This window comes from Syntrophotalea acetylenica, from assembly GCF_001888165.1.
GTDB classification, from domain to species: Bacteria; Desulfobacterota; Desulfuromonadia; order Desulfuromonadales; family Syntrophotaleaceae; genus Syntrophotalea; species Syntrophotalea acetylenica.
Genome location: NZ_CP015455.1, coordinates 1,658,092 through 1,682,175 on the forward strand (window position 1 = coordinate 1,658,092; position 24,084 = coordinate 1,682,175).

General features: G+C 56.9%; 17 protein-coding genes, 2 pseudogenes and 1 riboswitch. Of the genes and pseudogenes, 3 read left to right on the top strand and 16 right to left on the bottom strand.

Features of this window, described 5'->3' with window-relative positions; translation table 11 throughout:
* Positions 1 to 67: 67 nt before the first annotated feature.
* From A6070_RS07645 to mutS, 7 genes and pseudogenes are all read right to left on the bottom strand, one after another.
* Positions 68 to 2,521 carry an Ig-like domain-containing protein gene (locus tag A6070_RS07645; RefSeq protein WP_072287764.1) on the bottom strand — a complete coding sequence of 818 codons (2,454 nt, stop codon included), beginning with the start codon at positions 2,519 to 2,521 and terminating at the stop codon, positions 68 to 70.
* Between the two features lie 165 nt (positions 2,522 to 2,686).
* Positions 2,687 to 2,763, bottom strand: a riboswitch (cyclic di-GMP riboswitch).
* A gap of 923 nt (positions 2,764 to 3,686) precedes the next feature.
* Positions 3,687 to 4,906: pseudogene (locus tag A6070_RS07650) on the bottom strand (cofactor-independent phosphoglycerate mutase).
* A 37-nt stretch (positions 4,907 to 4,943) separates the two neighbouring features.
* Positions 4,944 to 5,831 carry a site-specific tyrosine recombinase XerD gene (gene xerD / locus A6070_RS07655; RefSeq protein ID WP_072287766.1) on the bottom strand — a complete coding sequence of 296 codons (888 nt, stop codon included), beginning with the start codon at positions 5,829 to 5,831 and terminating at the stop codon, positions 4,944 to 4,946.
* Positions 5,832 to 5,949: 118 nt separating this feature from the next.
* On the bottom strand, positions 5,950 to 6,339 hold the full coding sequence (locus tag A6070_RS16800) for a hypothetical protein (RefSeq protein WP_461792036.1): 390 nt from the start codon (positions 6,337 to 6,339) through the stop codon (positions 5,950 to 5,952).
* Positions 6,324 to 8,669, bottom strand: a pseudogene (glnD, locus tag A6070_RS07660) ([protein-PII] uridylyltransferase); the annotation flags it as partial. The gene A6070_RS16800 and the pseudogene glnD, both read right to left, overlap by 16 nt.
* Positions 8,666 to 10,399: an N-acetylmuramoyl-L-alanine amidase gene (locus tag A6070_RS07665; RefSeq protein WP_072287767.1), complete on the bottom strand. Its 1,734-nt coding sequence runs from the start codon at positions 10,397 to 10,399 to the stop codon at positions 8,666 to 8,668. The pseudogene glnD and the gene A6070_RS07665, both read right to left, overlap by 4 nt.
* Before the next feature lie 2 nt (positions 10,400 to 10,401).
* Positions 10,402 to 13,014, bottom strand: coding sequence for a DNA mismatch repair protein MutS (mutS, locus tag A6070_RS07670; protein WP_072287768.1), 2,613 nt, complete (start codon positions 13,012 to 13,014; stop codon positions 10,402 to 10,404).
* 412 nt (positions 13,015 to 13,426) lie between these two features.
* Here mutS and A6070_RS07675 point away from each other — a divergent pair, with 412 nt between their 5' ends.
* On the top strand, positions 13,427 to 14,419 hold the full coding sequence (locus A6070_RS07675; protein WP_235605431.1) for a cation diffusion facilitator family transporter: 993 nt from the start codon (positions 13,427 to 13,429) through the stop codon (positions 14,417 to 14,419).
* A gap of 53 nt (positions 14,420 to 14,472) precedes the next feature.
* Here A6070_RS07675 and A6070_RS07680 read toward each other — a convergent pair whose 3' ends face one another.
* From A6070_RS07680 to A6070_RS07705, 6 genes are all read right to left on the bottom strand, one after another.
* Positions 14,473 to 15,564: a 6-phosphofructokinase gene (locus A6070_RS07680; protein WP_072288191.1), complete on the bottom strand. Its 1,092-nt coding sequence runs from the start codon at positions 15,562 to 15,564 to the stop codon at positions 14,473 to 14,475.
* A 112-nt stretch (positions 15,565 to 15,676) separates the two neighbouring features.
* Entirely contained in the window at positions 15,677 to 16,624 is a 948-nt protein-coding gene (locus A6070_RS07685) for an ROK family protein (protein ID WP_072287769.1), read from the bottom strand.
* Complete coding sequence (locus A6070_RS07690) at positions 16,621 to 17,031, bottom strand: ExbD/TolR family protein (RefSeq protein ID WP_072287770.1); 411 nt, start codon at positions 17,029 to 17,031, stop codon at positions 16,621 to 16,623. The genes A6070_RS07685 and A6070_RS07690 overlap by 4 nt, the downstream gene beginning before the upstream one ends.
* A 3-nt stretch (positions 17,032 to 17,034) precedes the next feature.
* Positions 17,035 to 17,634 (bottom strand): MotA/TolQ/ExbB proton channel family protein, encoded by a 600-nt coding sequence (locus A6070_RS07695; RefSeq protein ID WP_072287771.1) that lies wholly within the window; start codon positions 17,632 to 17,634, stop codon positions 17,035 to 17,037.
* 113 nt (positions 17,635 to 17,747) lie between these two features.
* Positions 17,748 to 18,269 (bottom strand): HIT family protein, encoded by a 522-nt coding sequence (locus A6070_RS07700; protein WP_072287772.1) that lies wholly within the window; start codon positions 18,267 to 18,269, stop codon positions 17,748 to 17,750.
* A 1-nt stretch (position 18,270) separates the two neighbouring features.
* Positions 18,271 to 18,801 (bottom strand): metallophosphoesterase family protein, encoded by a 531-nt coding sequence (locus tag A6070_RS07705; protein ID WP_072287773.1) that lies wholly within the window; start codon positions 18,799 to 18,801, stop codon positions 18,271 to 18,273.
* Positions 18,802 to 19,091: 290 nt separating this feature from the next.
* Between A6070_RS07705 and thrC the strand changes: the two genes are divergently transcribed.
* A complete protein-coding gene (gene thrC, locus A6070_RS07710; RefSeq protein ID WP_072287774.1) occupies positions 19,092 to 20,483 on the top strand; it encodes a threonine synthase in 1,392 nt (463 codons plus the stop codon).
* Between the two features lie 77 nt (positions 20,484 to 20,560).
* Here the strand turns inward: thrC and A6070_RS07715 are convergent, their stop codons facing one another.
* Both A6070_RS07715 and A6070_RS07720 read right to left on the bottom strand, forming a co-directional pair.
* The gene (locus tag A6070_RS07715) at positions 20,561 to 21,298 is read right to left on the bottom strand and encodes an ABC transporter permease (RefSeq protein WP_072287775.1); all 738 of its coding nucleotides are present in this window, start codon (positions 21,296 to 21,298) and stop codon (positions 20,561 to 20,563) included.
* Positions 21,295 to 22,287, bottom strand: a complete 993-nt coding sequence (locus tag A6070_RS07720) for an ABC transporter ATP-binding protein (RefSeq protein ID WP_072287776.1) — start codon at positions 22,285 to 22,287, stop codon at positions 21,295 to 21,297. Before A6070_RS07720 ends, A6070_RS07715 begins: the two co-directional genes overlap by 4 nt.
* A 189-nt stretch (positions 22,288 to 22,476) precedes the next feature.
* Between A6070_RS07720 and A6070_RS07725 the strand changes: the two genes are divergently transcribed.
* Positions 22,477 to 22,806, top strand: a complete 330-nt coding sequence (locus A6070_RS07725; RefSeq protein ID WP_072287777.1) for a CGGC domain-containing protein — start codon at positions 22,477 to 22,479, stop codon at positions 22,804 to 22,806.
* Positions 22,807 to 22,874: 68 nt separating this feature from the next.
* Here A6070_RS07725 and A6070_RS07730 read toward each other — a convergent pair whose 3' ends face one another.
* Positions 22,875 to 23,978 (bottom strand): AI-2E family transporter, encoded by a 1,104-nt coding sequence (locus tag A6070_RS07730; RefSeq protein ID WP_072287778.1) that lies wholly within the window; start codon positions 23,976 to 23,978, stop codon positions 22,875 to 22,877.
* Between the last annotated feature and the right edge of the window lie 106 nt (positions 23,979 to 24,084).

The window sequence follows — 24,084 nt, forward strand, 5'->3', positions numbered from 1 at the left end:
TCCCAAACACAACGACGGCCCTGCAGCACAAAATGCAGGGCCGTCGTGTTTCAGCTACGGATGTTTTCTATTTATTTTTCATGGCATTCAGAAACAGGCCCGCAGGGACATAAATCCGTCGTGGCGTTGTTTCATCACCTTCGATATTCTGAAAAATCTGCGTGGAAAGGTTGACGATTTTACCGGATGCGTCCCAATAGGCCATTGCGGTAAAAGGCGAAATGACATAGAGGTCATCCGTTTGTTCGCCGCTGCCATCGATATAATAGGCGATGGCCGAGGGTGCCTTGCTGTTCAATACGTAATAAGCCGCCGTATTGGCCACGGAAGTCAGCAGACTGTCGTTATCGAAGATACTGAAATTCTCGAATGCCAGATCGGCCATGCCCTGCATGGTATAACGGGCATAGTTGGTCGGCTGGGGGCCCAGGGTGCTGCCGCCAAGTTCCGGCATGCCATGATCCCATTGAGCGGTGGTGCCCAGGGGGGTACCGACATACTCCATGTGGTTTTTGATATCCTGTGACAGGCGGACGGCTTCGTTGTAATAACCGTCTTCGCCGGTCAGCTTATGCATATAGTAGTGATAGCGGATCCATTGTACATAGACATGGGTCAGCAGCTTGGTCAGGAACGGAAAACCGGTGGCAATCCCTTTTCTTTTGCGCCATTTGGCCTCGAAGTGATTTTTCAGGTAACCGGTCCAGAAAGTTGCCCGCTCGGCATAACGTGAATCGAGGTCCCGGTTGGCATGGAAGGCGTAGGCAAAGGCCGCGACCAGCGAGTGGCTAAGCATCTCATCCATCTGGTGGATATCGGTGCCCTCGTATCCCGCATCGTAAAAGTACAGCCAGTTCAGGTAGCCGTCAGCCTGGTAGGTCGTTCCGTTCAGGACCAGAATGGACCAGTCCTTGAGCTTGGAACGCATGATCTGGGCCAGACGGTCGATCTCGTCCAGCAGGCGCAGATCGCCGGTCATACGGAAGGCATGCAGCAGCGACGTGATATGGGTGTTGAGGGGACGGGCGTAGTTGTAGGTGTCATTGCTTTCGGCCAGGGTGGTGGCGTTCAGATACTGATTCGAATTTTCAATGGATGCCCACAGGCGCTGATACCAGAGGCGTGCCTCTTCGGGCAACTGCGCCGCATCGAAGGACGGGTTGCCGCGCAGGGACATCGGTTGGCGGGTCGCCGTGTCGGTTGTCCCCGCGTCGGAGCTTGCTTCGATCATCCCCTGAACCTGGTTGGAGCGGGGAAACTCATCCGGTTCGGCCTGGGTCCAGCGGGCCTCGACCATGAAGGTATGAGCGACACCGGCCTCCAGGCCGCTGATGGTGGCGCTGGTGGCAGTGGTGCGATGGGTGCTGCCGGTATCGACGCCATCGATCACCAGGTCGTAGCCGCCTTCGGGAAGGCCGGAGGCACTGCTCGGAACGGACCATTTCAGAACGAAGTTGCTGCCGTCCACCGTCACCGCATCCAGCACCGGCGCCGGATAGGCGTTTACTGGGATAATGCCCTGAACCTGATTGGAGCGGGGAAATTGATCCGGCTCGGCCTGGGTCCAGCGGGCCTCGACCATGAACGTATGAGCGACACCGGCCTCCAGGCCGCCGATGGTGGCGGTGGTGGCGGTGGTGCGATGGGTGCTGCCGGTATCGACGCCGTCGATCACCAGGTCATAGCCGCCTTCGGGAAGGCCGGAGGCACTGCTCGGAACGGACCATTTCAGAACGAAGTTGCTGCCGTCCACCGTCACCGCATCCAGCACCGGCGCCGGATACGATTCCGTGGTGGGGCTCTCCACGGTATCGACGATATCCACCACCACATTGACACTGGCGGATTTGGAGCTGTTGCCCGCGGCGTCATGTGCAACGGCGTAAATGCTGTGCGTGCCGTTGTTGTCCTTGTTCAACGGAAGCGATGCTGAAAAGGTGTTGGTCGTATCGCTGCCGATAAGGGCACTGCCATTGTAAAAATCGACACGGGTCACCTTGACATTGTCGCTGGCTGCGGCGATGACGGTCAACGTCTGCTCATTGTTGACCTGCAGATCGGTCTCGGGAGAAGAGATGATTACCGAAGGAGCGGCATCATCCGTCGGTTCAGCGGCGGTCAGGGTTACGCCAGCCACATTGCTGTAATCCGAATAGTAGGTTTTGGAGCCAAGGGTGACATACCCGCGCACGCGGTAATAATACGAACCGGTTGTCCCACCGGGCGCGTCGGTCGCCGAGGCGGCACTTCCGCTGACCGCGCCGACCTGCACATACCCGCTGCTGGCCTGCTGGCTGCGTTCAATCAGAAACCCCGTAGGGGTTGTATCGGGGGAAGTCCAGGTCAGATTCACCTGGCTTCCGGTACTGCTCAAGGCAGCGGACAGGGTTACGGCCTTCGGCACCCGGGGTCCCGCATCTGACAACGCCGGAAACCCGAACTGCATCACGAGCAACAACAAGCTTGCCAGAGCGGCAAACCATGCATTTCCTGGATAGGTTGTTTTCAGGTTTTTTCTCATCGATTCCCTCTTTACGGTTTTAATCTCAACGTGAAGGTTTGAAATGCGGATTCTGTCGTCCGCCTTGTCATGCATACAAAAAAGGCGCTGACCTTTTGCAAATGCCAAAGCATAGCGCCACACACATACCGACTGACCTTGAGGTGTTTTCCGGTTTTAAGGATTTTCGGCAACCCGGCTATCCATGCGCTGGACCCGTGGCTTTGCGTGGCCGGATCTCTCCGACTTTGCCCTGAGCGAAAATTTTCCCTATACCATCGGCACCTCCTTACCTCGTTTTATGGGGCTACCAGGACAGGATCCATTCGGAAACTCCGGATGAAAACCAGGACAAGAAATCATCTGCCTGTTCACCGGATCACAGGATTTCCCCGTATTTCTCATGAGCCCGATTTGGCGATTATTCCCTGGCACAGCAAGCCATTGAGCAAGCCACATGCCAAGTTTTCATCGATAATTCAATTACTTAAAAACTCTTTAGTGCGCCAGGCCATAATGAAAACTGTCTTTTTTTGTGTCTTTTATCTAATGATACAAAAACCATGGGTCTATACGAATAATCGCTTTAGCATCCCGGCCAGGTGCGTCATTTCGATGGTTTACCCTGGATTTTGACAAACAGGCAGGTGTTCAGGATACTCGAAGATCAGAAAAAGGAAGGAAAATGGAGACATGACGGATCGGCTATTGAGAGGATCGAATCAGAAAAAATGACCGGATTATACCGAGCAGGCAAAAAATCAATCTGCGAGATCATGGCAAGACCCGGTATCGGGCAAAAACCCCTGTCACCTGCCAGCGACAGTCGCCATCAAATCGTTTTTTCCGTATCAGACATCTAAATTCAGTAGGTTAGGAAAACAGTGCGAGTATTTCGTGTCGTACACATGACAAAACAATCCGTTTTTCGAAGGATGTCACCATATCGCGACAACAGACAAATCCGAAAGCCAAATACAGCCGGGGAAAAGGCGCATTTGGCTTGCCGATGGATAAAATCCCGCCAGGCAGAGCTTGGCTACACTGCGTTAAGCAACTTTTGCGTTTGGAAAATTGGCCTGAACATTTTGAATCATCGACGAAAAATGGCCGGGTGGATTGAACCACCCGGCCATTTGGCGCCATGCGCTTAACACAAAAGGTCATTTTTCAGCCGGTCAGGCCCTCACGCCCCCTGGTTCCGTGAGGCGAGCAACATTTCCATCAATTGGAATCCTTTCTCGATAAAGAGTCCCGACGCAGCGGCCGCTGCTTCATCATAACAGGCGGCCTCAGGTTGTGAGGCGAATTCCCCTTCGCTGCCATATAGGATAAAGGGGACCGGTTTACTGGTGTGCGTCATGAGCCGCAGCGGAGTGGGATGGTCCGGGGTAATCAGAAGACGAAAAGGCCCCATGGAACGCAACCCCTCAAAAACGGTGCCGACAACCATCTCATCAAAGGCTTCGATGGCGCGGATTTTCTCCTGCAGCAACCCTCCATGGGAGGCTTCATCGGGCGCTTCGACATGAACATATATGTAATCCCGTGTCTTCAACGCCTCCAGCGCATATTCCGCTTTGCCGCGATAGTTGGTATCGATGTACCCCGTCGCCCCCGGAACATCGATTACATCGAGCCCGGCGTAAATACCGATGCCCTTGATCAGGTCCACGGCGGAAATAACAGCCCCGCTCAATCCGAAACGCTCCTGCAAAGTCGGCATGTGGGGAGCCCGTCCCTGCCCCCACAGCCACATGGCGTTGGCGGGGCGCTTGCCCTCCGCCTGTCGCTTTTCATTGACGGGGTGCGAGGCGAGAATACTCCTGGCCCGCTCCATAAGTTCCAGAAGCACCTCTGCACCCTCGCCACGGGGCAATTGTCCCCCCACCGGTTGCCCGGTAATATCGTGAGGAGGGGTAAAGCTCATGGTGTCGACACCGCCCCGCCAGACGAGAAGATGACGGTAGGACACCCCGGGGTAAAACTGGAAATTCTCCGTTCCAAGCTCTTTCTGCAGGGTCAATACGATTTCACGGGCTTCGTCGGTGGTGATGTGCCCGGCCGAAAAATCTTCCATGATCTCGCCGTCGCCATCCTTGCCGAGAGTGACGAGATTGAGACGGAAGGATACATCTTCCGGGGCCAGCGAAACCCCCATGCTGGCGGCTTCCAGCGGCGAACGCCCGCTGTAGCATTGCACGGGATCGTATCCGAACACGGACAGGTTGGCAACATCACTGCCGGGGGGAAACCTTCCGGGATGGTCTGCGCCAGGCCGATTTGACCTTCACGGGCAAGTCGGTCCATAAAAGGGGTACGAGCACACTGCAAAGGGGTTTTCCCGCCCAACTCCGGCATCGGCTCATCGGCCATGCCGTCTCCTAACAACACGACATATTTCATCATATCCTCTATGAACAAAGGCAATCACCTCCCCCGGTCAGCCTCGGGGGTGATGCTGCTGGTGTATATTCTTGAGCCGTTCCCGGCTCACATGGGTGTAAATCTGGGTGGTTGAAATATCGGCATGACCGAGCATCGCCTGAACCGCCCGCAGATCGGCTCCATTGTCCAGCAAATGGGTGGCAAAAGAGTGCCTCAGGGTATGAGGCGTGATGTTTTTAAGGATCCCGGCTTCCAGGGCCCGACGCTTCATCATCTTCCAGAACCCCTGTCGTGTCAACCCGTTGCCCGAACGGTTCAGGAACAAAAAACCACCCCCCCCTTCCCCGCAGAACTCATATCGGCCATGTTGCAGATAATCGAGCACGGCATCCCTGGCGGTATCGCCCAGCGGCACGACCCTTTGCTTGCTGCGCTTGCCCATAGTTGTGAGATATCCGGCATCGAGCTGCAGATCCTGAAGCGTGAGTCCGACCAGTTCCGAAACGCGCAGGCCCGTCGCGTAGAGAATTTCGAGCATGGCGCGATCCCGCAGGTCGTAGCAGGTAGCGCCGCCAGGCGCGCCGAGCAGACGCTCGACTTCAGAAGGGGACAGGGTTTGCGGCAGCTTGTTCAGGCTTTTGGGAGCCTCCACCAACGCCGCAGGATTGGTCGCGGCCAGGCCTTCGGTCAGCAAAAAGCGGTGAAACATGCGCAGCGAAACCAGTTTTCTGGCACGGCTGCGAGGCGAGAGGCCGCGCTCCTTGAGCACCGCAAGAAAGGCAACGACCAGCGACGGCCCAATGTGGTCAGGACAGGCGACACCGCTGCGGGAAAGAAACTCCAGATATCCGGCGAGATCACGGCCGTAGGCATCCAGCGTATTGTTTGAAAGGCCCTTTTCAACCACCAGAAAGTTCAGAAAAAGATCGAGGTATTGATCCATAAACACCTGTTTTTTAAATATACACAATTGATGAATTCATTGAAACCTGGTGAGCGGCCAGCCCGATTTAAAAAACCTCTTACTGATAAAACCGCACCCCGACTGGCCCCGCATCGAATTAATGCGGGGCTTTATCCAGGCAGGCGAGCAAACACTCGCGCACTTCTTCAATACGTTGCGGATCCCGAATTTTCTGGCTGAAAATATCCTTCACATAAAAGGTGTCGGCAACCTGGTCAACCTTGGTCGATATCTTGGCGACACCAAGATACAGCCCCAGATCACGCAGCGTCCGGCAGATACGATACAGCACACCGACTTCATCATGGGTATAGACGTCGAGAACGGTATACTCCTGCGATACCTCATTGTCGACATCGATGCGACTGGGGACACGGGGGCGTGACGGTTCCCCCAGGACAGGGGCCGATGGCGTTTGCGCAGCAACTCTTCCACCCGCAGTCGTCCCTCGATAACGGCGAGCAGGGATTCCTCCACCGCGCGCCATTTTTCACTGGCGGCATCGTCATAGCCGGATGGTCCCTTGACCTGGAGCAGGTCGAAAGCGGTACCGTCCCGCTGGGTAAAAATCTGCGCCCCGAGAATATTGATGCCATAAGCCGACATGACGCCGGTAATCATGGTGAACAATCCCTGCAGATCGTGGGTGACAATCGTCAACTCCATATAGGACCCGTCCGGGCCACCGGCAACGAAAAACCCGAGGCGCTTGTCGCGACTGCCCTGTATCAAACGGATGTGATCGGCGATGACCTGACTGCGAAACGACAGAAGATAGCGGGTGCTGGCGTTGCGCAGGCGGTCTGCAACGATTCTTGCGTCGATTTCGCCTTCCAGAAGAGCCTGAACCTTGCGCTTGCGATTGCGGATTTTTTCGGAGCGTTTTTCGAAAAGGAAGTTGCCCCTTTCCAACACCAGGTGGGTCTTGTCGAACAATTCCTCCAGCAGCATCGATTTCCACCCGGTCCAGACATCCGGCCCCACCGCTTTCAGATCGGCAAAGGTCAGCAGATAGAGCATCTTGAGGTTTTCACTCATGCCCATGGTGCGGGCAAAATCGACGATCATGCGATCGTCGTGCAGATCGCGCCGTTGCGCGATATGTGCCATGAGCAGATGATGGCGCACCAGAAACTCGAGCCGCTGACTGTCTTCCCGATTCAGGCTGAGACGGCGTGCCACGGTCGGCATCATGTCCGCGCCCTTGTTGCAGTGATCACGCCCTTCCCCTTTGCCGATATCGTGAAGCAATATAGCCAGCAGCAGCAGTTCCCGCTTCTCGATGTCGTTCGCGACATCGGTAAGACGCGGCATTTCTTCGGCGTACTCGCCTTGCCAGACCTTGATAACCTCGCCAATTGCAAACAGGGAATGGGTGTCCACGGTAAACACATGGTAGGCGTCGTGCTGGACCTTGCAGTAGATACGGCCGAACTCGGGGATAAAGTGATTGAGAAAGCGCAGGTAATGCATATCCCGCAAGGCCTGAAGCACCCCGCGATGATGGCGCAGAATCTCCATGAAGGTGTTCACCATGTCCCTGGAACGGCGTACGGTATTGTTGATGCGATGCAGATTGTCGCGGATACGGGCCTTGACCTGGGGGCTCAGGGACACACCGTGGACCTGCGCCAGACGAAACGCCCGCATCATTTCCTCGGGCCGTTCCTCGAACAGGCCGGCACGGGAAAGACACAGCTCGCCCTGAATAATGTAAAATCCGTCTGCCACCGGCCGCCGGGAAGCGGACCCCGGCCGGGGCGCGACGGCTCCCTGGTCGTGGCGCAGCACCTTTTCGGTAAGCCGTGTGGCTATCTCCTCGACATGCACGGCATGCGCATAATAATCCTGCATGAACTGCTCCACCGCCAGCGCGCGCTTATCGTCCCGGTATCCAAGGAAACGGGCGATTTTTTCCTGCTGATCAAAACGCAGCTGCTCGTTCTTGCCGCTGGACAGAAAGTGGAGTTCGTTACGAATACGCCACAAATAATCGTAGGCGCATTCAAATTCGTTATATTCCTTCTCGGTTACGATGCCCCTGAGAACCAGTTCATACAGGGAACGGGCCTTGAACTTGATCTGCGCCAGCCACTGGGCGGTATGCAGATCCCGCAGCCCTCCTTCGCCTTCCTTTATATTCGGTTCAAGAAGATAAACGGATGCATTGTATTTACCCAGCCTGCGGGCGTTTTCCTCAAGCTTCTGGGTAACGTAGCTTTTACTGTTCCAGTCAAGAACCCTGGACAGCACCACCTGCTCATACTCCTCGAAACAGCGGCGATCACCGCAGATGTAGCGTGAATCGAGCAGCGCGGTGCGTGCTGTGATATCGCTCTTTGCAATATCAAGGCAATGATGTGCATTGCGTATGCTGTAGCCGACATCGATACCCATATCCCACAAAAGATAAAGCATGCGCTCCGAAACCTGCTCGGTAAATCGCCGGCCTTTGCCATTATGGAAGAACATGATGTCGATATCGGAACGCGGATTGAGCTGACCGCGCCCATAGCCGCCCAGAGCCACAACCGCGCACCCCGCATGACCGTCGGTGCGCAAATCGGATGCGGCAAAAGCATAAAGGGCCGCCATGAGCCGGTCGGCCATACCTGTAAGTTGTTGAACCACCTCGTGTCCGCTGGCACCGCGGCGATGATATTCCCTGACCCTGTCCCTGCCCTGTTTCCAGTAATCGGCGGCCGCCTCCAGAAGATCTGCGCGACGCGCGGCGTACGGACGGGACGCATCCTGGCAGATGTCACGCATTCCTTTGGGGATCGCAAATTCATCGGGCGGTTCGGGCATCAGGCTCATTTGGTGGCCACGGTCCTCGAATCATGGGCATAACTGCGCACGGCACGAACGATTGCCGTGGCCGCATGATCCTGATACTTATCGCTGTTCAGGCGGCTCTCTTCCATTTTATTGCTGATAAAGGCTGTTTCCACCAGCACCGACGGCATATTGGCCCCCAGCAGGACATAAAACGGACCCTGCCGCACGCCGTGGTTCTTGACATCAGGATAATGCCGCCCAAGATGATCGACCATCGCTTTCTGGATCTCCGCAGCCAGACGGCTCGATTCATTGATCTTGGCGTTGGCCATGAGATCGAACAGAATCAGCTCAAGGTCGCTGACCTGCTTGAGCGAAGTCCCGTTTTCCCGCGCGGCAACGGCTGCTGCCTTGTCGTTTTTGGAAAAGTTCAGATAGTAGGTCTCGACCCCCGTGGCGTTGCGATTGGTGCTTGCGTTGGCATGAATCGAAATGAACAGATCGGCCCCTACCCTGTTGGCAATGGCCGTACGTTCTTCCAGGGGCAGATAGATATCTTTATCGCGTGTCAGCACCACCTGGCAGCCAAGCTCCTTTTCCAGCCGTTCGGCGAGCCGCCTGGCCATGGCGAGAGTGACATCCTTCTCCATGACACCCGAAGGTCCGATGGCTCCGGGATCCTTGCCCCCATGGCCGGCATCCACAACGATGCGGCGAAGACGCCCGTTCACCGAAGCGGCAGGCACGGCAACTTCAGGTTTTTTCTCCTTGGGGGTTTTTGCAAGCACTTTGCCGATGGCATCGCCTGTACCGGCAACCGGAGCGTGCAACTCGGGAATGGCAGCCTCCAGGGTCGCAGTCCGCTTTCCGGAAACATCGATAACAATGCGCTGCGGGTTTTCCAGAGTGAACACCTTGTAATCCCCGTAGGTTTCCAGATCAAGAACGACGCGCACCTGATCTCTGGCCGGCCTGCCGACACGAATCTCGCGCAACAGTCCATCGCCAACCTTCTGGGTGGCAGGTACACCCGTACCGAGGGTGCCGCCCTTGACGTCGACATACAGGCGGGGCGGTTGTCCGGCTTTTTTATTCCCCTGCAGAAGATTCGCGGCGTAGCCGGCCGGCCCCGTGGTTTCGATAACCACCCGGGTATAATCAGGACTCGACCAGTGGCGCACCTGACTGACTTTCACGGCGCCGGAAGATGGCGTCGAGACAGCCGGGACAGCGACGGAAACCCCGGCAGCCTCTGCCGGCATGTAGCGCCGCAACCGCTTCTCGGCATCACGACACAGGGATGTCATATCTCCCCGGGGATGATTGTCTGCCGCCCGCTTATACCGCATGTAGGCTTCGGGACGATTGGACAGGTGTTTTTCCAGCACCAAACCCGCCAGGTAACAGGCATCGTCGGCCAGGTTGCTCTGCGGGTAGCCGGCGGCGAGGCGGTCATAAAGCGCGACGGCCTGCCGGGCATCCTCCGCGCGCCGGGAAATCGCATAGAGTCCCTCGCTGGCCTTTGCCCCGAGATAAAGGGCATCGTCGGCTCTGGAGTGGGACGGGTAGGAGCGGGCCAGCCCCTCGAATCCTTCGACAACCCGCACCCAGTTTTCGCGATAGAGCTTGTCCCGGGTGCTGCTCTGCAGCTGTTGATAGGCGTTTTTGGCATTTTCGAAGGCTTGATCTCCGGCGTCGGCCATGGCCGGCAACGGCAACAGAAACACAAGCAGCAGCAAAAAACCCGCAATATGAAAAAAAGATTTCATGTTCATACCATTTTTTGAAGCTCGTGCAAAAAATTCAGCCCCTCAAGGGGAGAGATAACCGAGATATCGAGATTCGCCAGTTTTTCCCGCAGCGGATCGGCCGCGTTGTCAAACAGCGACATCTGAGCCGCCGGGAGGTTCGGGCCGTGGCCGGACCGTCGGGCCAGACGCGGCTGGCCTTCGCCGACCAGTTCACCCGACTCGAGGTTGGCCAGGATTTCCCTGGCCCGGCTTATGACGGCGTCAGGCAACCCTGCCAGCCGCGCCACCTGGATGCCGTAGGAGTGACTGGCCGGGCCTTTGACGATTTTACGCAGAAAGATGATCTGCTCATTCCACTCCCGCACGGCGATATTCAGATTTATGGCCCGATTGCAGGTAAGCGTCAGATCGGTAAGTTCATGATAATGGGTGGCGAAAAGGGTTTTGGCGGCCACCTGGCCGTTATCGTGCAAATACTCGGCCACCGCCCACGCAATGCTGATGCCATCGAAGGTCGACGTGCCCCGGCCGATCTCATCCAGCACAATCAGGCTGCGCGCCGTGGCGTGGTTGAGAATATGCGCCGCTTCGGTCATCTCGACCATGAAGGTCGATTGCCCCTGAGCCAGATTGTCGCTGGCACCCACCCGCGTGAAGATGCGGTCCACCAGCCCGATATGGGCGGATTTCGCCGGCACCAGGCTGCCCATGTGTGCCATCAGGGTAATCAGGGCAACCTGCCGCATGAAGGTCGATTTACCGGCCATGTTCGGTCCGGTGATGATCATGATCTGGTTTTCCCTGCAGTCCATCTCCACGTCATTGGGAACAAAATGTTCACCGAGATTCATGGCCTCGATGACCGGATGCCGGCCACCCTCGATCACCAGCCGATCGCTGTCATCCATGGTCGGGCAGACATAATCGCGGCTGTGAGCGACATCCGCCAGGGACAGGATGACATCGAGTTCCGCCAGAGCCTCGGCGGTCTGCTGCACACGCCGTCCCTGCAGGGCAATCTGTTCGCGCAACTGCTGAAACAGTTCGAACTCCAGTTCAAACAGCCGGTCCTCGGCACCCAGCACCTTCTCCTCGTATTCCTTGAGCTGCGGCGTGATGAAGCGTTCGGCATTGGCCAGGGTCTGTTTGCGCTGGTAATCTTCCGGCACCCGCCCGAGATGTGTGCGGGTGACCTCGATATAGTAGCCAAAAACCTTGTTGAACCGCACTTTCAGGGAGGAAATCCCGGTACGTTCGCGCTGTTCGGCTTCGAGACGGGCAATCCAGGCCTTGCCATTGCGACGGATATCCCGCAATTCATCCAGTTGGGGATGATAGCCGTCCCGCATCAGTCCCCCCTCACGAAGCACGAAAGGGGGATCCTCCACCAGCGCGCGGCCAATTAGATCGGCAACGTCCTGCAAGGGATCGATCCGCTGGCAAAAAACGCAGGCCAGGCCGGACTGCAGACTGTTCAGACCCAGCAGAATCCCGGGCAGTCGTTCCAGGGACCTGCGCAAGGCCACCAGATCCTTGGCGTTGGCGTTTCCCATGGCAATTTTACTGTTGAGGCGTTCGAGATCGTAAACCCCGTCCAGATCATCGCGCAGATCGCCGCGCAGCAAGCTCTCCACCATCAGTTCCCGCACGGCTTCATGGCGATGTTTTATGGCCTCCAGATCGACCAGGGGATGGTGAATCCACTGCCGCATCTTGCGCCCGCCCATCGCGGTAACCGTACGGTCCAGTACCCCCAGCAGCGATCCGCGGCGGCCGCCGTCCTGCAGGGTCGCCGTCAGTTCGAGATTACGCCGCGTGCTGTTGTCGAGCACCATGTAATCACAACTGTGATAAGTTACCAGCGGACGGATATGGCCGGCCATTCCCTTCTGGGTCTGCTCGACATAGTAAAGCACTGCCCCGGCCGCTCTGACCGCTTCGGGCAGACTCGCACATCCGAAGCGGTCAAGGGAGGCACAGTTGAAAAAATCCAGGAGACGCTGCTGCGACGGTTCCAGATCCACAACCCAGTCCGGAACCACATTGACCAGCCAGTTTCCGGAAACGCTTCGCAGCACCGCTTCAAGAGCCTGCCGCTGGTCTTCGGCGACGAGAATCTCGCGCGGCTGCAGGGAAACCAGTTCGCTGCGGGCGGCGTCGCAGCCCTCGGCCTGCGTCACCCGGAACTCGCCCGTCGTGATATCCAGTACAGCGACGCCGCAACCCTTTTTGTCGGCCAGGGAGACCGCCGCGAGAAAGTTGTTCTCGTTGGGCGTCAGCGTGTCGCTGTCCACCACAAGGCCGGGGGTTATGACACGCACAACCTCCCGTCTGACAATTCCTTTGGCGACCTTGGGGTCTTCGACCTGCTCACAGATCGCAACTTTGCGTCCTGCCTCGACCAGTTTGGCCACATAGGGCTGGCAGCTGTGGTAGGGAATGCCGCACAGGGGAACTTCTTCGGCGGACCCCTTGTTGCGGGAAGTCAGGGTAATATCGAGAATCCGTGAAGCGGTGACGGCATCCTCCATGAACATCTCATAAAAATCGCCAAGCCTGAAGAACAGGATGGCATCGGGATATTGCGCCTTGATTTCCATATACTGGCGCATCATGGGGGTCGGTTGGCTCATGATCTGGCAAAATCCTGCGGCATTCGGCAAACACCGAAAAAAACAGTCTTCCTCAGCTAGTTCCGGATGGGCACAACGCCTTCTCCGGACAAAAACTCGATAAAAGATTAAAAATTACGGTCATGTTAGCAAACCGTAGCGGCTAAGTAAACAAGCATTGGCCGCACAAAACAGACGATTTCCGGCACCTTTACTGGCCCTGAAACAGGGCCGCTCCAGCAAGGCCACAGGTAAAAACCGGCGCGGATGGCTTATACTTGAAGCAGTGCGCAGAGCAGACTCGATTTTCCGGTAAAATTTATGCTAGTATCCATCCGGAAACTCCGGATGGATGCAGCGTAGTTTTCATTCTTAAAAGCCAAAAAAAACACCGGCAGCCAACCGTTTTTCGCGATCCCTGCCGGCGCCGGCCATGAAGCAGCCTCTCACTGAATTCAAACCGCCGATGAATATGCCCAAAAATCCTAAAATTCGCGCCGCACACATTTCCATGATGACGGCCACAGGCTTGACAGTACTGAAACTGGTCACGGGGTGGTTGACCGGATCGATGGCGGTGCTCTCTTCGGCGATCGATTCCCTGCTGGACATTATCATGTCCGTGGCCAATTTTCTCGCTATCCGCCATGCGGAGCAGCCCGCGGACCCCAAACACCCCTTCGGTCACGGCAAATTCGAGACCCTGGCAACCATTATCCAGGCCCTGATCATCGGCCTTTCCGGTTCCTGGGTCTGTTATGAGTCAGCCCACCGGTTGCTGACCGGGGTCACCCTGGGGCGCCTCGAAGGCGGCATGATCGTCCTGGCCTTCAGCGCCATCGTCTCCTGGCAGATCGGCCGGTTTCTGCTGCGCACCGCCCGCGAAACAGAATCGAGCGCACTGAAGGCCGACGCGCTGCACTTCACCATGGACGTCTATACCAACCTGACCCTGCTGGCCGGTCTGGTGGCCATCCGCCTCTTCAAGATCGCGTGGCTCGATCCGGCGCTGTCCATTGTCGTGGCCCTGTACATTTTCTATCAGGCTTTCGGATTGTTTCGCTACGGACTGGGTGACATTCTCGATGAACGGCTTCCCGAAACCATTCGCGCGGAGATCGCCAGGATCATCGACCAGCACAGTGACCATCTCATCGGCTACCACCGGCTTCGTACCCGTCGGGCCGGCTCGCAGAAGATCATCGATTTTCATCTCACCCTGTGCAAACACATGTCGGTCGAGGAAGCCCACGAAATCGCCGACCACCTGGAAAGCCATATGAAGGAAAAAATCGGCCGTGCCGACATTACCATCCATGTAGAGCCGTGTCCCTACGAGGTCTGTCCCGGCCGACACAAATGCCCCGGCGATTATCCTCTGATCAAGGATACAAACGCGACACCAGAGCAGACGGATCGCTCCTGATCACCCGATTGGCTCGAGCTCCCACGCGGCCCCACCCTGCGGCATTGGATTTATCAGCGCCCCAAATGGATGCCGAGCTGCTCCGCCGTCCAGGCCAGGTTCCCGGCCGGATCCACCAGGTTCTGGCCGTTCACGGCATGTTCGATGGGGATACTCACGACGTTGCGACCGCGCAATGCGACCATGGTGCCGTATTCATGTTTTTCGATGAGTTCGACGGCCTGCACGCCGAAACGACTGGCCAGAATACGGTCAAAAGGCGATGGAGTGCCACCGCGTTGAGTGTGCCCCAGCACCACCACCCGGGTTTCAAGACCCTTGCGCCGTTCGATTTCCCCGGCAACGAAATGGCCGATGCCGCCCAGCCGCTCCAGCCCGTGAGTCTGCTCGGCGGTGGCCTGCACAACCTTGCCCCCACCTCGGGGGAAGGCCCCTTCCGCAACCACCACGATGGAAAAGCGGCTGCCGGCCTGGCGCCGGCGCATGATATGCTCGCAGACCAGATCCAGATCGAATGGTATCTCCGGCAACAGGATCACCTCCGCCGAACCGGCGATGCCCGATTCCAGGGCAATCCAGCCCGCGTCCCGCCCCATGACCTCGACAACCATGACCCGGTGGTGGCTTTCGGCCGTGGTTTGCAGCCGGTCAAGGGCTTCGGTAACAATACCGACAGCGGTGTTGTAACCGAAAGTGACATCCGTCTCCCGCAGATCGTTATCGATGGTCTTGGGCACCCCGACCATTGGCATGCCCAGGTGGCTCAGCCGCCGCGCGATCTTGAGCGTACCGTCGCCACCAACAGCGACCAGCGCATCCGCTCCCAGACGGTGAAAATTATCCACAACCCGTTGCGACACATCGCACAGGGAAATATTGCCGTCGCTGTCGGTGAGCGGATAGCGAAACGGGTTGCCCCGGTTGCTGGTGCCGAGAATCGTTCCGCCACGTGGCAGAATACCGCGCACCGCGCGGATGTCGAGTTCACGGCAACGCGGACCTTCGACCAGTCCGTCAAAGCCGTCCTCGATCCCCAGAACACGCCATCCACGCTGCAGAACCGCGGCACGCACCACCGCCCGGATAACGCCGTTCAGTCCGGGGCAATCCCCACCGCCATTCAGGATGGCAATACATCGACTCATAAGTAAAATCCCTCCGTGGCGCAAGATGGATGCATTCGTAAAAAACCCGCTGGTTCCCCAGGCAACCCGAAAGAATTCACCGATCGGCATGCGCCGCCTGACGCTGCCGCCATTAAATCATTTCACGCACCAGTTGGGCGGCACCAAGGATGCCTGCCTGACTGCCCAAAGCGGCCTTCACCACCTGCAGCCTTTGGGCGGTTACGCCGAACGCCCGCCGATCAATTTCGGTGCGAAGCGACGGTATGAAAAGATCAAAACTGTCGGCGACGCCGCCGCCGATGACGACACCGTCAAGGTTCAAAAGGTTGGCGACGCCAGCCAAAACCTGGCCGATACAACATCCGGCCATGGCAAACGCCTGCTGCGCCGCTTCGCAGCCCTGCCGAGCAGCGGCCGCCACCTCTTCGGCACTGCGGATGCGGGCATACCGGGGGGCAACCATGGCAGAACGGGATCGAAGTTGATGGAACGCCCGCAGGATGGAGGGTCCGGCCGCGTATTGTTCAAGACAGCCGCGGGATCCGCAGCCGCAGGGATACCCCCCCGGCCTTACAACGACGTGCCCTATTTCTCCGGCCGCGCCATCGGCACCGTACCACAGCTGGCGCGCCAGAATCAGGCCGCCACCGACACCGGTACCAAGGGTCATCATCAAAAAACTGCCGAACGCCCTGCCGGCGCCCCGCTGCGCTTCACCCAACGCAATGGCGTTGACATCGTTGACCACACGCACCGCAATGCCGAGTTCGGCCTCAAGCCGGCTGGTCAGTGCGAAACCATCGAGCGCTGCAAGATTCGGGGCCTCCCTGACCGTGCCGTCGCGAGCCACGAGACCGGGAACCCCGATTCCCAAACCGGCCACAGGGCAACCCCGCAGCTCCCCCTCGCCCATCAGCGATCGGCAGAAATCAACCAGGCGCGCCCAAAAAACGTCGAACCCTTCGGCAATGGCGGTCTCGATACGTTGCGGAGCGACAATTTCACCGTTGGCGCCGACCAGGGCGCCCCGGCAGTTGGTCCCCCCGAGATCGATACCGATCACGGTCTGCTGTTTCATGGCGACTTGACGTATTCCGTAGCGATGGCCAGCTTGCCGAAGCCGTGAACCTTGGCCATATCCATCAACCGCACCACCTGCCCATGACGGGCGTCCCTGTCGGCCAGCAGAACGAAGGTCATGCCACGGGCGGCGGGGCCATAGGCTCGCAATCGGCTTTCGAGTTGTTCCTGAGTCACTTTTTCCTGGCCAAGAGAGATATCGCCGTTTCGGGACAGATAGACCTTGACCTCGCGGACCTCGGTTTTGGATGCCTGGGAAGAGGATTCGGGAAGTTTGACATCGATGCCGGGCGATTCCACAAAGGTTGTCGAGATCATGAAAAAAATCAGCAACAGAAATACCACGTCGACCATCGATGTCAAATCGACCCGGGGAGTTTCGCGCTTTTTACGAAGAAAGGCCATGAATCATTCCCCCAGCAGATCAACCAGGCGCAAGGAACTTTCTTCCATTTTGAGCACCATGTGATCCAGGCGGCTGGTCAGATACTTGTGCAGCAGGATGACCGGGATGGCCACCGACAACCCCGCGGCAGTGGTGATCAGCGCTTCCGATATGCCGCCGCCAAGCGTTTCCGGAGTGCCCATACCGACCGTGGCGATAACGGTAAAGGCACGGATCATGCCGAGCACGGTCCCCAGCAGACCAAGCAGGGGGGAAATCGTGGCAATGGTCCCGAGCAAGCCAAGAAACCGCTCCAGCGGCGCGGCTTCCCGGCTGCCGGTTTCCTCGACCACGGTCTTGATCTGATCCCGGGAACGGCCGTGGGCGCGCAGCGCCGAAAGCAGAATCCTCGACAAGGGCGTATCGCTACGCTGGCAGACAACGACAGCCTCGTCGATACGGTTTTTCAGGACCAGCTGCTCCACGTCCCGCACCAGCTCGTCACGCCCTCTGCCGACCCTGAAAAACATCCACAGCCGTTCGAAAAATATCGCCAGAGCCATAATCGAACAGAGCAGAATGGGATACATCAGGGGGCCACCCTTTTGAAAAAGTTCAAGCATTGTACGGATATTCCTTTCAAAGGTTGATAAACAGTGTGTGCCTAAAAATCTCGAATCAACATCAGATTACAATATCCAAAAACTTTATTTACAGAGGTTTTTACAGACGCAAATCAATCCGGACAGCGACATCCCCCTTCATCGGGAACCGATTTGAATCCCTCCAGAAGAATGGCGTAGGTTTCCTCGAGGTGCTGGGGGATGACCCTGACTTCGGCGAATACCGGCATGAAATTGGTATCCCCGGTCCAGCGGGGCACGATATGCATATGCAGGTGATCGGCCACGCCGGCACCGGCTATTTTACCCAGATTCATACCGATATTGAAACCCTGCGGCTTAAGGCAATGTTGCATCACCATCCGGCATCGGCGAAGCAGCAGCAGCATCTCGGCGGATTCTTCCGGCTCGAGATCGAGAATATCGGGAATGTGCCGGTAGGGTGCGATCAACAAATGGCCATTGGTATAGGGAAATTTATTCATAACCACAAAAGCGTGCCGCCCCCGCCACAGGATGAGCCGCTCGGCATCCTCGCCAACGATATCGCGAACACAGAAAACGCAACAGTCTTTTGCCTGTTTATCCTTGCACTCCAGATAGGTCATGCGCCAGGGTGCCCAAAGATGTTTCATGTTATCCCCTTTTCACCCTTTCAGGTCCAAAACAATGCTCGTCGATTGGCAGAATCTTCCCGCGAATGCCGGAACCGTCGACTTCCAGTATGCCGACACTGGCCCGATGGCCTCCCCGCGGACTGATGGCACTGCCGGGATTGAACAGCAAAAGCCTCCCCAGATGCCGGCAGTCCGGCATATGGGAATGCCCGTAGACCAGGCAGTCAAGAGAATCTCCGGAAAATTCCTGCAGGATGCGCTCCGCAAGTCCGTCCGGCGCCCCCCAGCCATGCATCATGCCGAACCGGTATCCGGCAACCTCGAACACCTTGCGCAGCGGCAGGCAGACATCGGCAGGGTCCATATTGCCCCGTACGGCATGCACCGTTCGGGGGTAAAAGGCGCAGAGCACCGAGGGATCGACCAGATCCCCGGCGTGAAGAATCATCCCGACATCCCGGAACACGGTTTTTTCGATGGTATCCAGAAAACCGGCACCGCTCAAGGCGTGCCGCAGGTGCGTGTCGGAAAGTACGCCGATTCTGACCATGACCTTATTGCCCTTTTGCAGGTGGAAGACACCTGCACGGATGGGAAACTTTGCCCATTTCTACAGCCTGCAACCAGGGCTGTCAATCCCTATCCGTTGATCTTTCCGGCATAATACATTTCATCAATATTACCAGATCAAAAGCGTCCGGCCCGCGGCTGCGCTCTTTTATTTTCGAACCTTTGCTGCTATAGTGGCGCGTCTGCGGTTTGGTGCTGAAACTATACAATGTCCATAAAAAAACGCTGGCGGCTCGTGATTTTGTCGTCAGCACGAAGTAGGAGACTCCCATGCAGTACATGAGCACGCGCGGCCGAATCAGCGGCCTGGACTTCAAAGACGCCGTGATGATGGGCCTGGCGGACGATGGCGGGCTGCTTTTGCCGCAGCAAATCCCGGCCCTGAGCCGAGGCGACATCGCCGCATTGACCAGAATGGCCTATCCGGATCTGGCGTTTCGCATTATTTCGCTGTTCGCCGGAAGTATCCCCGCAGCGGACCTGAAACATCTTATCGACAGATCCTACCAGGCCTTTGATCACGACGAAGTAACGCCGGTCGTCCACAAGGACGGCATCTATGTGCTGGAGCTGTTTCACGGTCCGACCCTGGCCTTCAAGGACGTCGCGCTGCAGTTTCTCGGCAACATGTTCGAATACCTTCTCAAGGAACGCGGCGCGCACATGAACATCCTCGGCGCCACCTCCGGAGACACCGGGAGCGCGGCCATTTACGGCGTACGGGGCAAGCAGAACATCAACATCTTCATCCTGCATCCTCATCAAAGGGTTTCGCCGATTCAGGAACTGCAGATGACCACCGTTACCGACCCCAACGTCTTCAATCTCGCGATTCGCGGCACCTTTGACGACGGTCAGCGCATCGTCAAGGAAATCTTCGGCGATCTGGCGTTCAAGAGCCGCATGGCCCTTGGCGCGATCAATTCGATCAATTGGGCCAGGGTGCTCGCGCAGGTCGTCTATTATTTTTACGCCTTTGGACGCGTTCAACGCGCCACAAGCTGCGAGGAAGTCTACTTTTCGGTTCCAACCGGCAACTTCGGCGATATCTTCGCCGGCTATATCGCCAAGCGCATGGGGCTGCCCATCCGCCGGCTGATTCTCGCCACCAACGAAAACGACATCCTGACGCGCTTCATCAACCAGGGCGATTATTCGACCGCCCAGGTGGTGCCGACCCCTTCGCCATCCATGGATATTCAGCTGGCCAGTAATTTTGAACGCTACCTGTTTTACCTTTACGGCCAGAATCCGGGCCGTGTCAATGATGCCATGTCCCGGCTGGCGGCAACAGGCCGTCTGGAATTCACGGCCGAGGAACTGGCTTGCGTCGGCCGGGATTTCATGGCCGGTTCCGCCACCCGCCAGGAAACTCTCGACACCATTCGCGCCTTCCATGCCGCGACGGGCTACATCCTCGATCCGCACACCGCCGTCGGCGTCAAGGTCGGAAAAGAACTGACTGGCGGCGAAGTACCGCTGGTATGCCTGGCAACGGCCCATCCGGCAAAATTCGGCGATGCGGTCAGAGAAGCCATCGGCCAGGATCCCGTACTGCCGCCGGTTTTCCGCGATCTTGACAAAAAGGAAAAACGCTGCGAACTCATCGATGCCGACACCGGGTCCGTCAGGGAGTACCTTCAAAAAAATGCCCTGGCATAACAATTTCCGGGTTTCGAAACAAACCCCCCGTTTGCGGCGACGTAACGGGGGTTTTGTTTCCGGTACGCAACAGAAGGTCAGGCAATCCAGCGCCTTTGAATACTGTAAAGGCTCAGCAAAAACAGGCCGACACAGAATGCCGCCAGAACGGTCATGGCCAAAAACACCGGCATGATAAACTCGCCGCGCACCGAGCCATGCAACATGGCCGCTCCGTAAGTCAAAGGCAACAGATAGGAAAGCGGTCGTAAAAACACCGGAAGCGTGCTGATCGGGAAAAACAGCCCGCACAGAAAAAGCATCGGAAAACGGAAAAAATTGGAAAAGGTCTGCGCCTCGAAAACCTCGCTTACTGCCACTGCGATAAAAAGCCCCAGAAAAGTCGAAGCCACCGACAGAAGAAATACGGCCGCCACGAACACGCCCCACCGCATGCCGCTCAAATCGACCCAGAAGGCCGCCATGACGACCGGTACAAAGGCATTGAAAAAACCGAACAGAATGGCGCCGGAGGTTTTGGCCAACATCAGCAATTCCAGCGGAATGGGCGCCAGCAGCAACCGTTCGAAAGAGTGGTTTTTCTTTTCAAAAGTAACAGTCACCGACAGCAAGGACGTGGTACCGAAGAGGATGGACAGCCCAACCACGCCCGGGAGCACGGACAAGATACTCTCCACCCCCCTGCCTGATTTGATAAAAAACATACCTGTCCAGGCAATGGGAAAAATGATCCCCCAGCTGAGGTTGGGCGGCTTGAGGTAATAGGTTCGAAAATCCTTGAGCAGGATATTCCAGAAAGCAATCCAGAGTTTCATTGCCCACCTCCTTTTTTCTCCTTTTCCCTGCCCATGGCATCGGCGCCGATGCCGGTGACCTCCACAAATACGTCTTCGAGGCTCGGCCTGATTTTCCGGACTTCCGACACTTCGGCTTCTTTTTCCTCCAGAAAGCGTACCAGGGGGCCGACATGCACAGGGACGGTGGCTTCCACGCGAATAACACGGGACTGCGAACAGAAAAATTGCAGGCCGGGAAACGCCCGGGCCAGATCATCCGCAAGATTGCCCACGTCCGAATCCGAGTTCAAGGATATCTGCAGGACATGTTTGGCCCGGACCGGTTGCAACAGGTTGTCAACCGTATCGACCTTGACGATCCGGCCGCCGGTGATAAAAGCGATGCGGTCGCAGAGTCGCTCCGCTTCCTCGATGTAATGGGTGGTCAGAAAAATAGTGGTTCCCTGTTGGTTCAACTCCGCGATCAACCGACGCAACTGCCGGGCGCTGCCAACATCGATGCCGGTGGTGGGCTCGTCCAGAAACAGGATTGCGGGCCGGTGAATGATGCCGGCGGCAATGGTCAACTTGCGCTTCATGCCTTTGGAATATGTGCCGAACTTGCGATCGGCCGCTTTCACCAGATCGAAAATTTCCAGCAACCGGAGCGCCCTCGCCCGGCGTTCCGGTTTGGCCATGCCGTACAGGGCCGCGCAGAAACACAGATTGTCAAAACCGCTCAGTTCCGCATAAAGATTGCTCTCATCAGGAACCACCCCGACAAGACGTTGGGCGGCACGCGGATTGTTCGAACAATCGATGCCGCCGATGTGGATCGTACCGGCATCCGCACGCGCCAGGCCGGTAAGAATGTTGATGGTCGTGGTCTTGCCGGCGCCATTGGGCCCCAGGAAGCCATACAATTCACCGCTGCGCACGTTGAAATCGACTCCGGCGAGCGCCTGAACCACACCAAAGCGTTTGGCAAGCCCCGCGACACGAATGGCAATATCATTATCGAAACCCATGGCATTCCCCTTTTCAGATTGCAGTTGAACCTCAGATTGCAGTTGAACCTTATCCCCCCGTTGCTTATATTGATTCACGAAAACGGTGGATGTACGCGCTCGTTGCCTGGTTCGAAGGTGACAAATTATTGCGAGTGAGAGACGAACCCCAGCGCACCCGAGGATACGTCAAAATAAAGGAGATCGGAAATGAAAGTCGGGATCATCAGATGTCAGCAAACGGAAGACATGTGCCCTGGCAACACGGATTTCAAAGTCGCCGCCACGGGCAAAATGGCCTTCGCGGAAATCGGACCCTGCGAAATCATCGGCTTTGTCAGTTGCGGCGGGTGCCCTGGAAAACGTGCCGTCCAGAGGGCGAAGTTGATGGTGGACCGGGGCGCCGAAGCCATCGTTCTGGCTTCCTGTATTTCAAAGGGAAACCCCATAGGCGTTCCATGCCCACACTTTGAAATCATGCGGGAAGCGATTGCCAAAAAAGTCGGTGACCAAATCCGGATCATCGATTGGACCCATTAAAAATCCGCCCTTTCCAGAGCGTTTCCCTAAATGGGAGCGGGAGTTCTCTGAATCAGCAAAACCGCCTGTTACGGGGCATCCTCTTTCGATGTGCCGGACTGCGGCCTATTGAACTCCCGCATGAAAATTTCCCAGAACGCAATAAACAGTGCGGCTACCAAGGGCCCGAGCACAAAACCGTTTATGCCGAACAACGCAAAGCCGCCGAGGGTTGAAAGCAGCACGACATAATCCGGCAGCTTTGTATCCCGACCCACCAGAAGCGGCCGCAGGATATTGTCGGCCAAACCGATAACAAACGCACCGAATGCGGCAAGAATCAGTCCCTGAGGCCATGCACCAACAGCAAACAGATAAATGGCGACCGGCCCCCAGATCAACCCGGCGCCAACAACCGGAATCAAGGAAAGCAGCGTCATCACCACGCCCCAAAGCAGAGCACCCCGGATATCGAGAACCCAGAATATGAAGCCTCCCAGCATTCCCTGAACGGTGGCAACCAACAGATTACCCTTGACGGTCGCACGCACGACCTCGGCAAACTTGGCGATAAGCAGATGTTCCCGCTCGTCCCCCAACGGCAAGGCGCGCACGAGCAGGCCCACCAGTTTCTCGCCATCGCGAAGCATGAAAAACGCTACATAAAGCATCAGGCCGAGATTGATGAAAAACTGCAGCGTGCCCTGCCCGAATTCAATGGCATTCTGGGCAAGATAGCCGCTGGCACCGAGAAACGCATCGGAAAGTTGCGTCTGGACACTGTTGAAGTCCAGATTGAGACGCTCGAAAAAATGCCTGATCGCCGGAAACGCCGTCTGTATTTGTTCGATGCGGGCGCCAATATCGAAATCGCCGCTCTGCAGACGCCGGTAGAAACTGACGCCTTCCTGGATAAACGAGCCAATCACAAACAGTGCGGGAACGATGCCTATCACCAGACAAGCCAGAAGCGTTGTCAATGCGGCCACATTGGGTTTGGGCCGGCCTGCTGCCAGCAAACGGCGGTACAAAGGTGAAAAAATCAGGCCGATGATGCATGCCCAGAAAATCGCCCCCCAAAATGGCTTGAGCAAAATCAGGAAGAGCACGCTCACCAGCACCAGTGTCGTCAGGAATGAGCGTTTTTCCAGACGACCCTGCTCCGCTCTGTGCATTTCGGATTTTTTATTCATCGATTTTGATGTCTCGATATGCTGTCGTGTGAATCTTACGCGCGGCCACACCGCATAAACTAACCTGCGACTCATTTAAAAACAAGAACCATCCATGAAAAGCCTA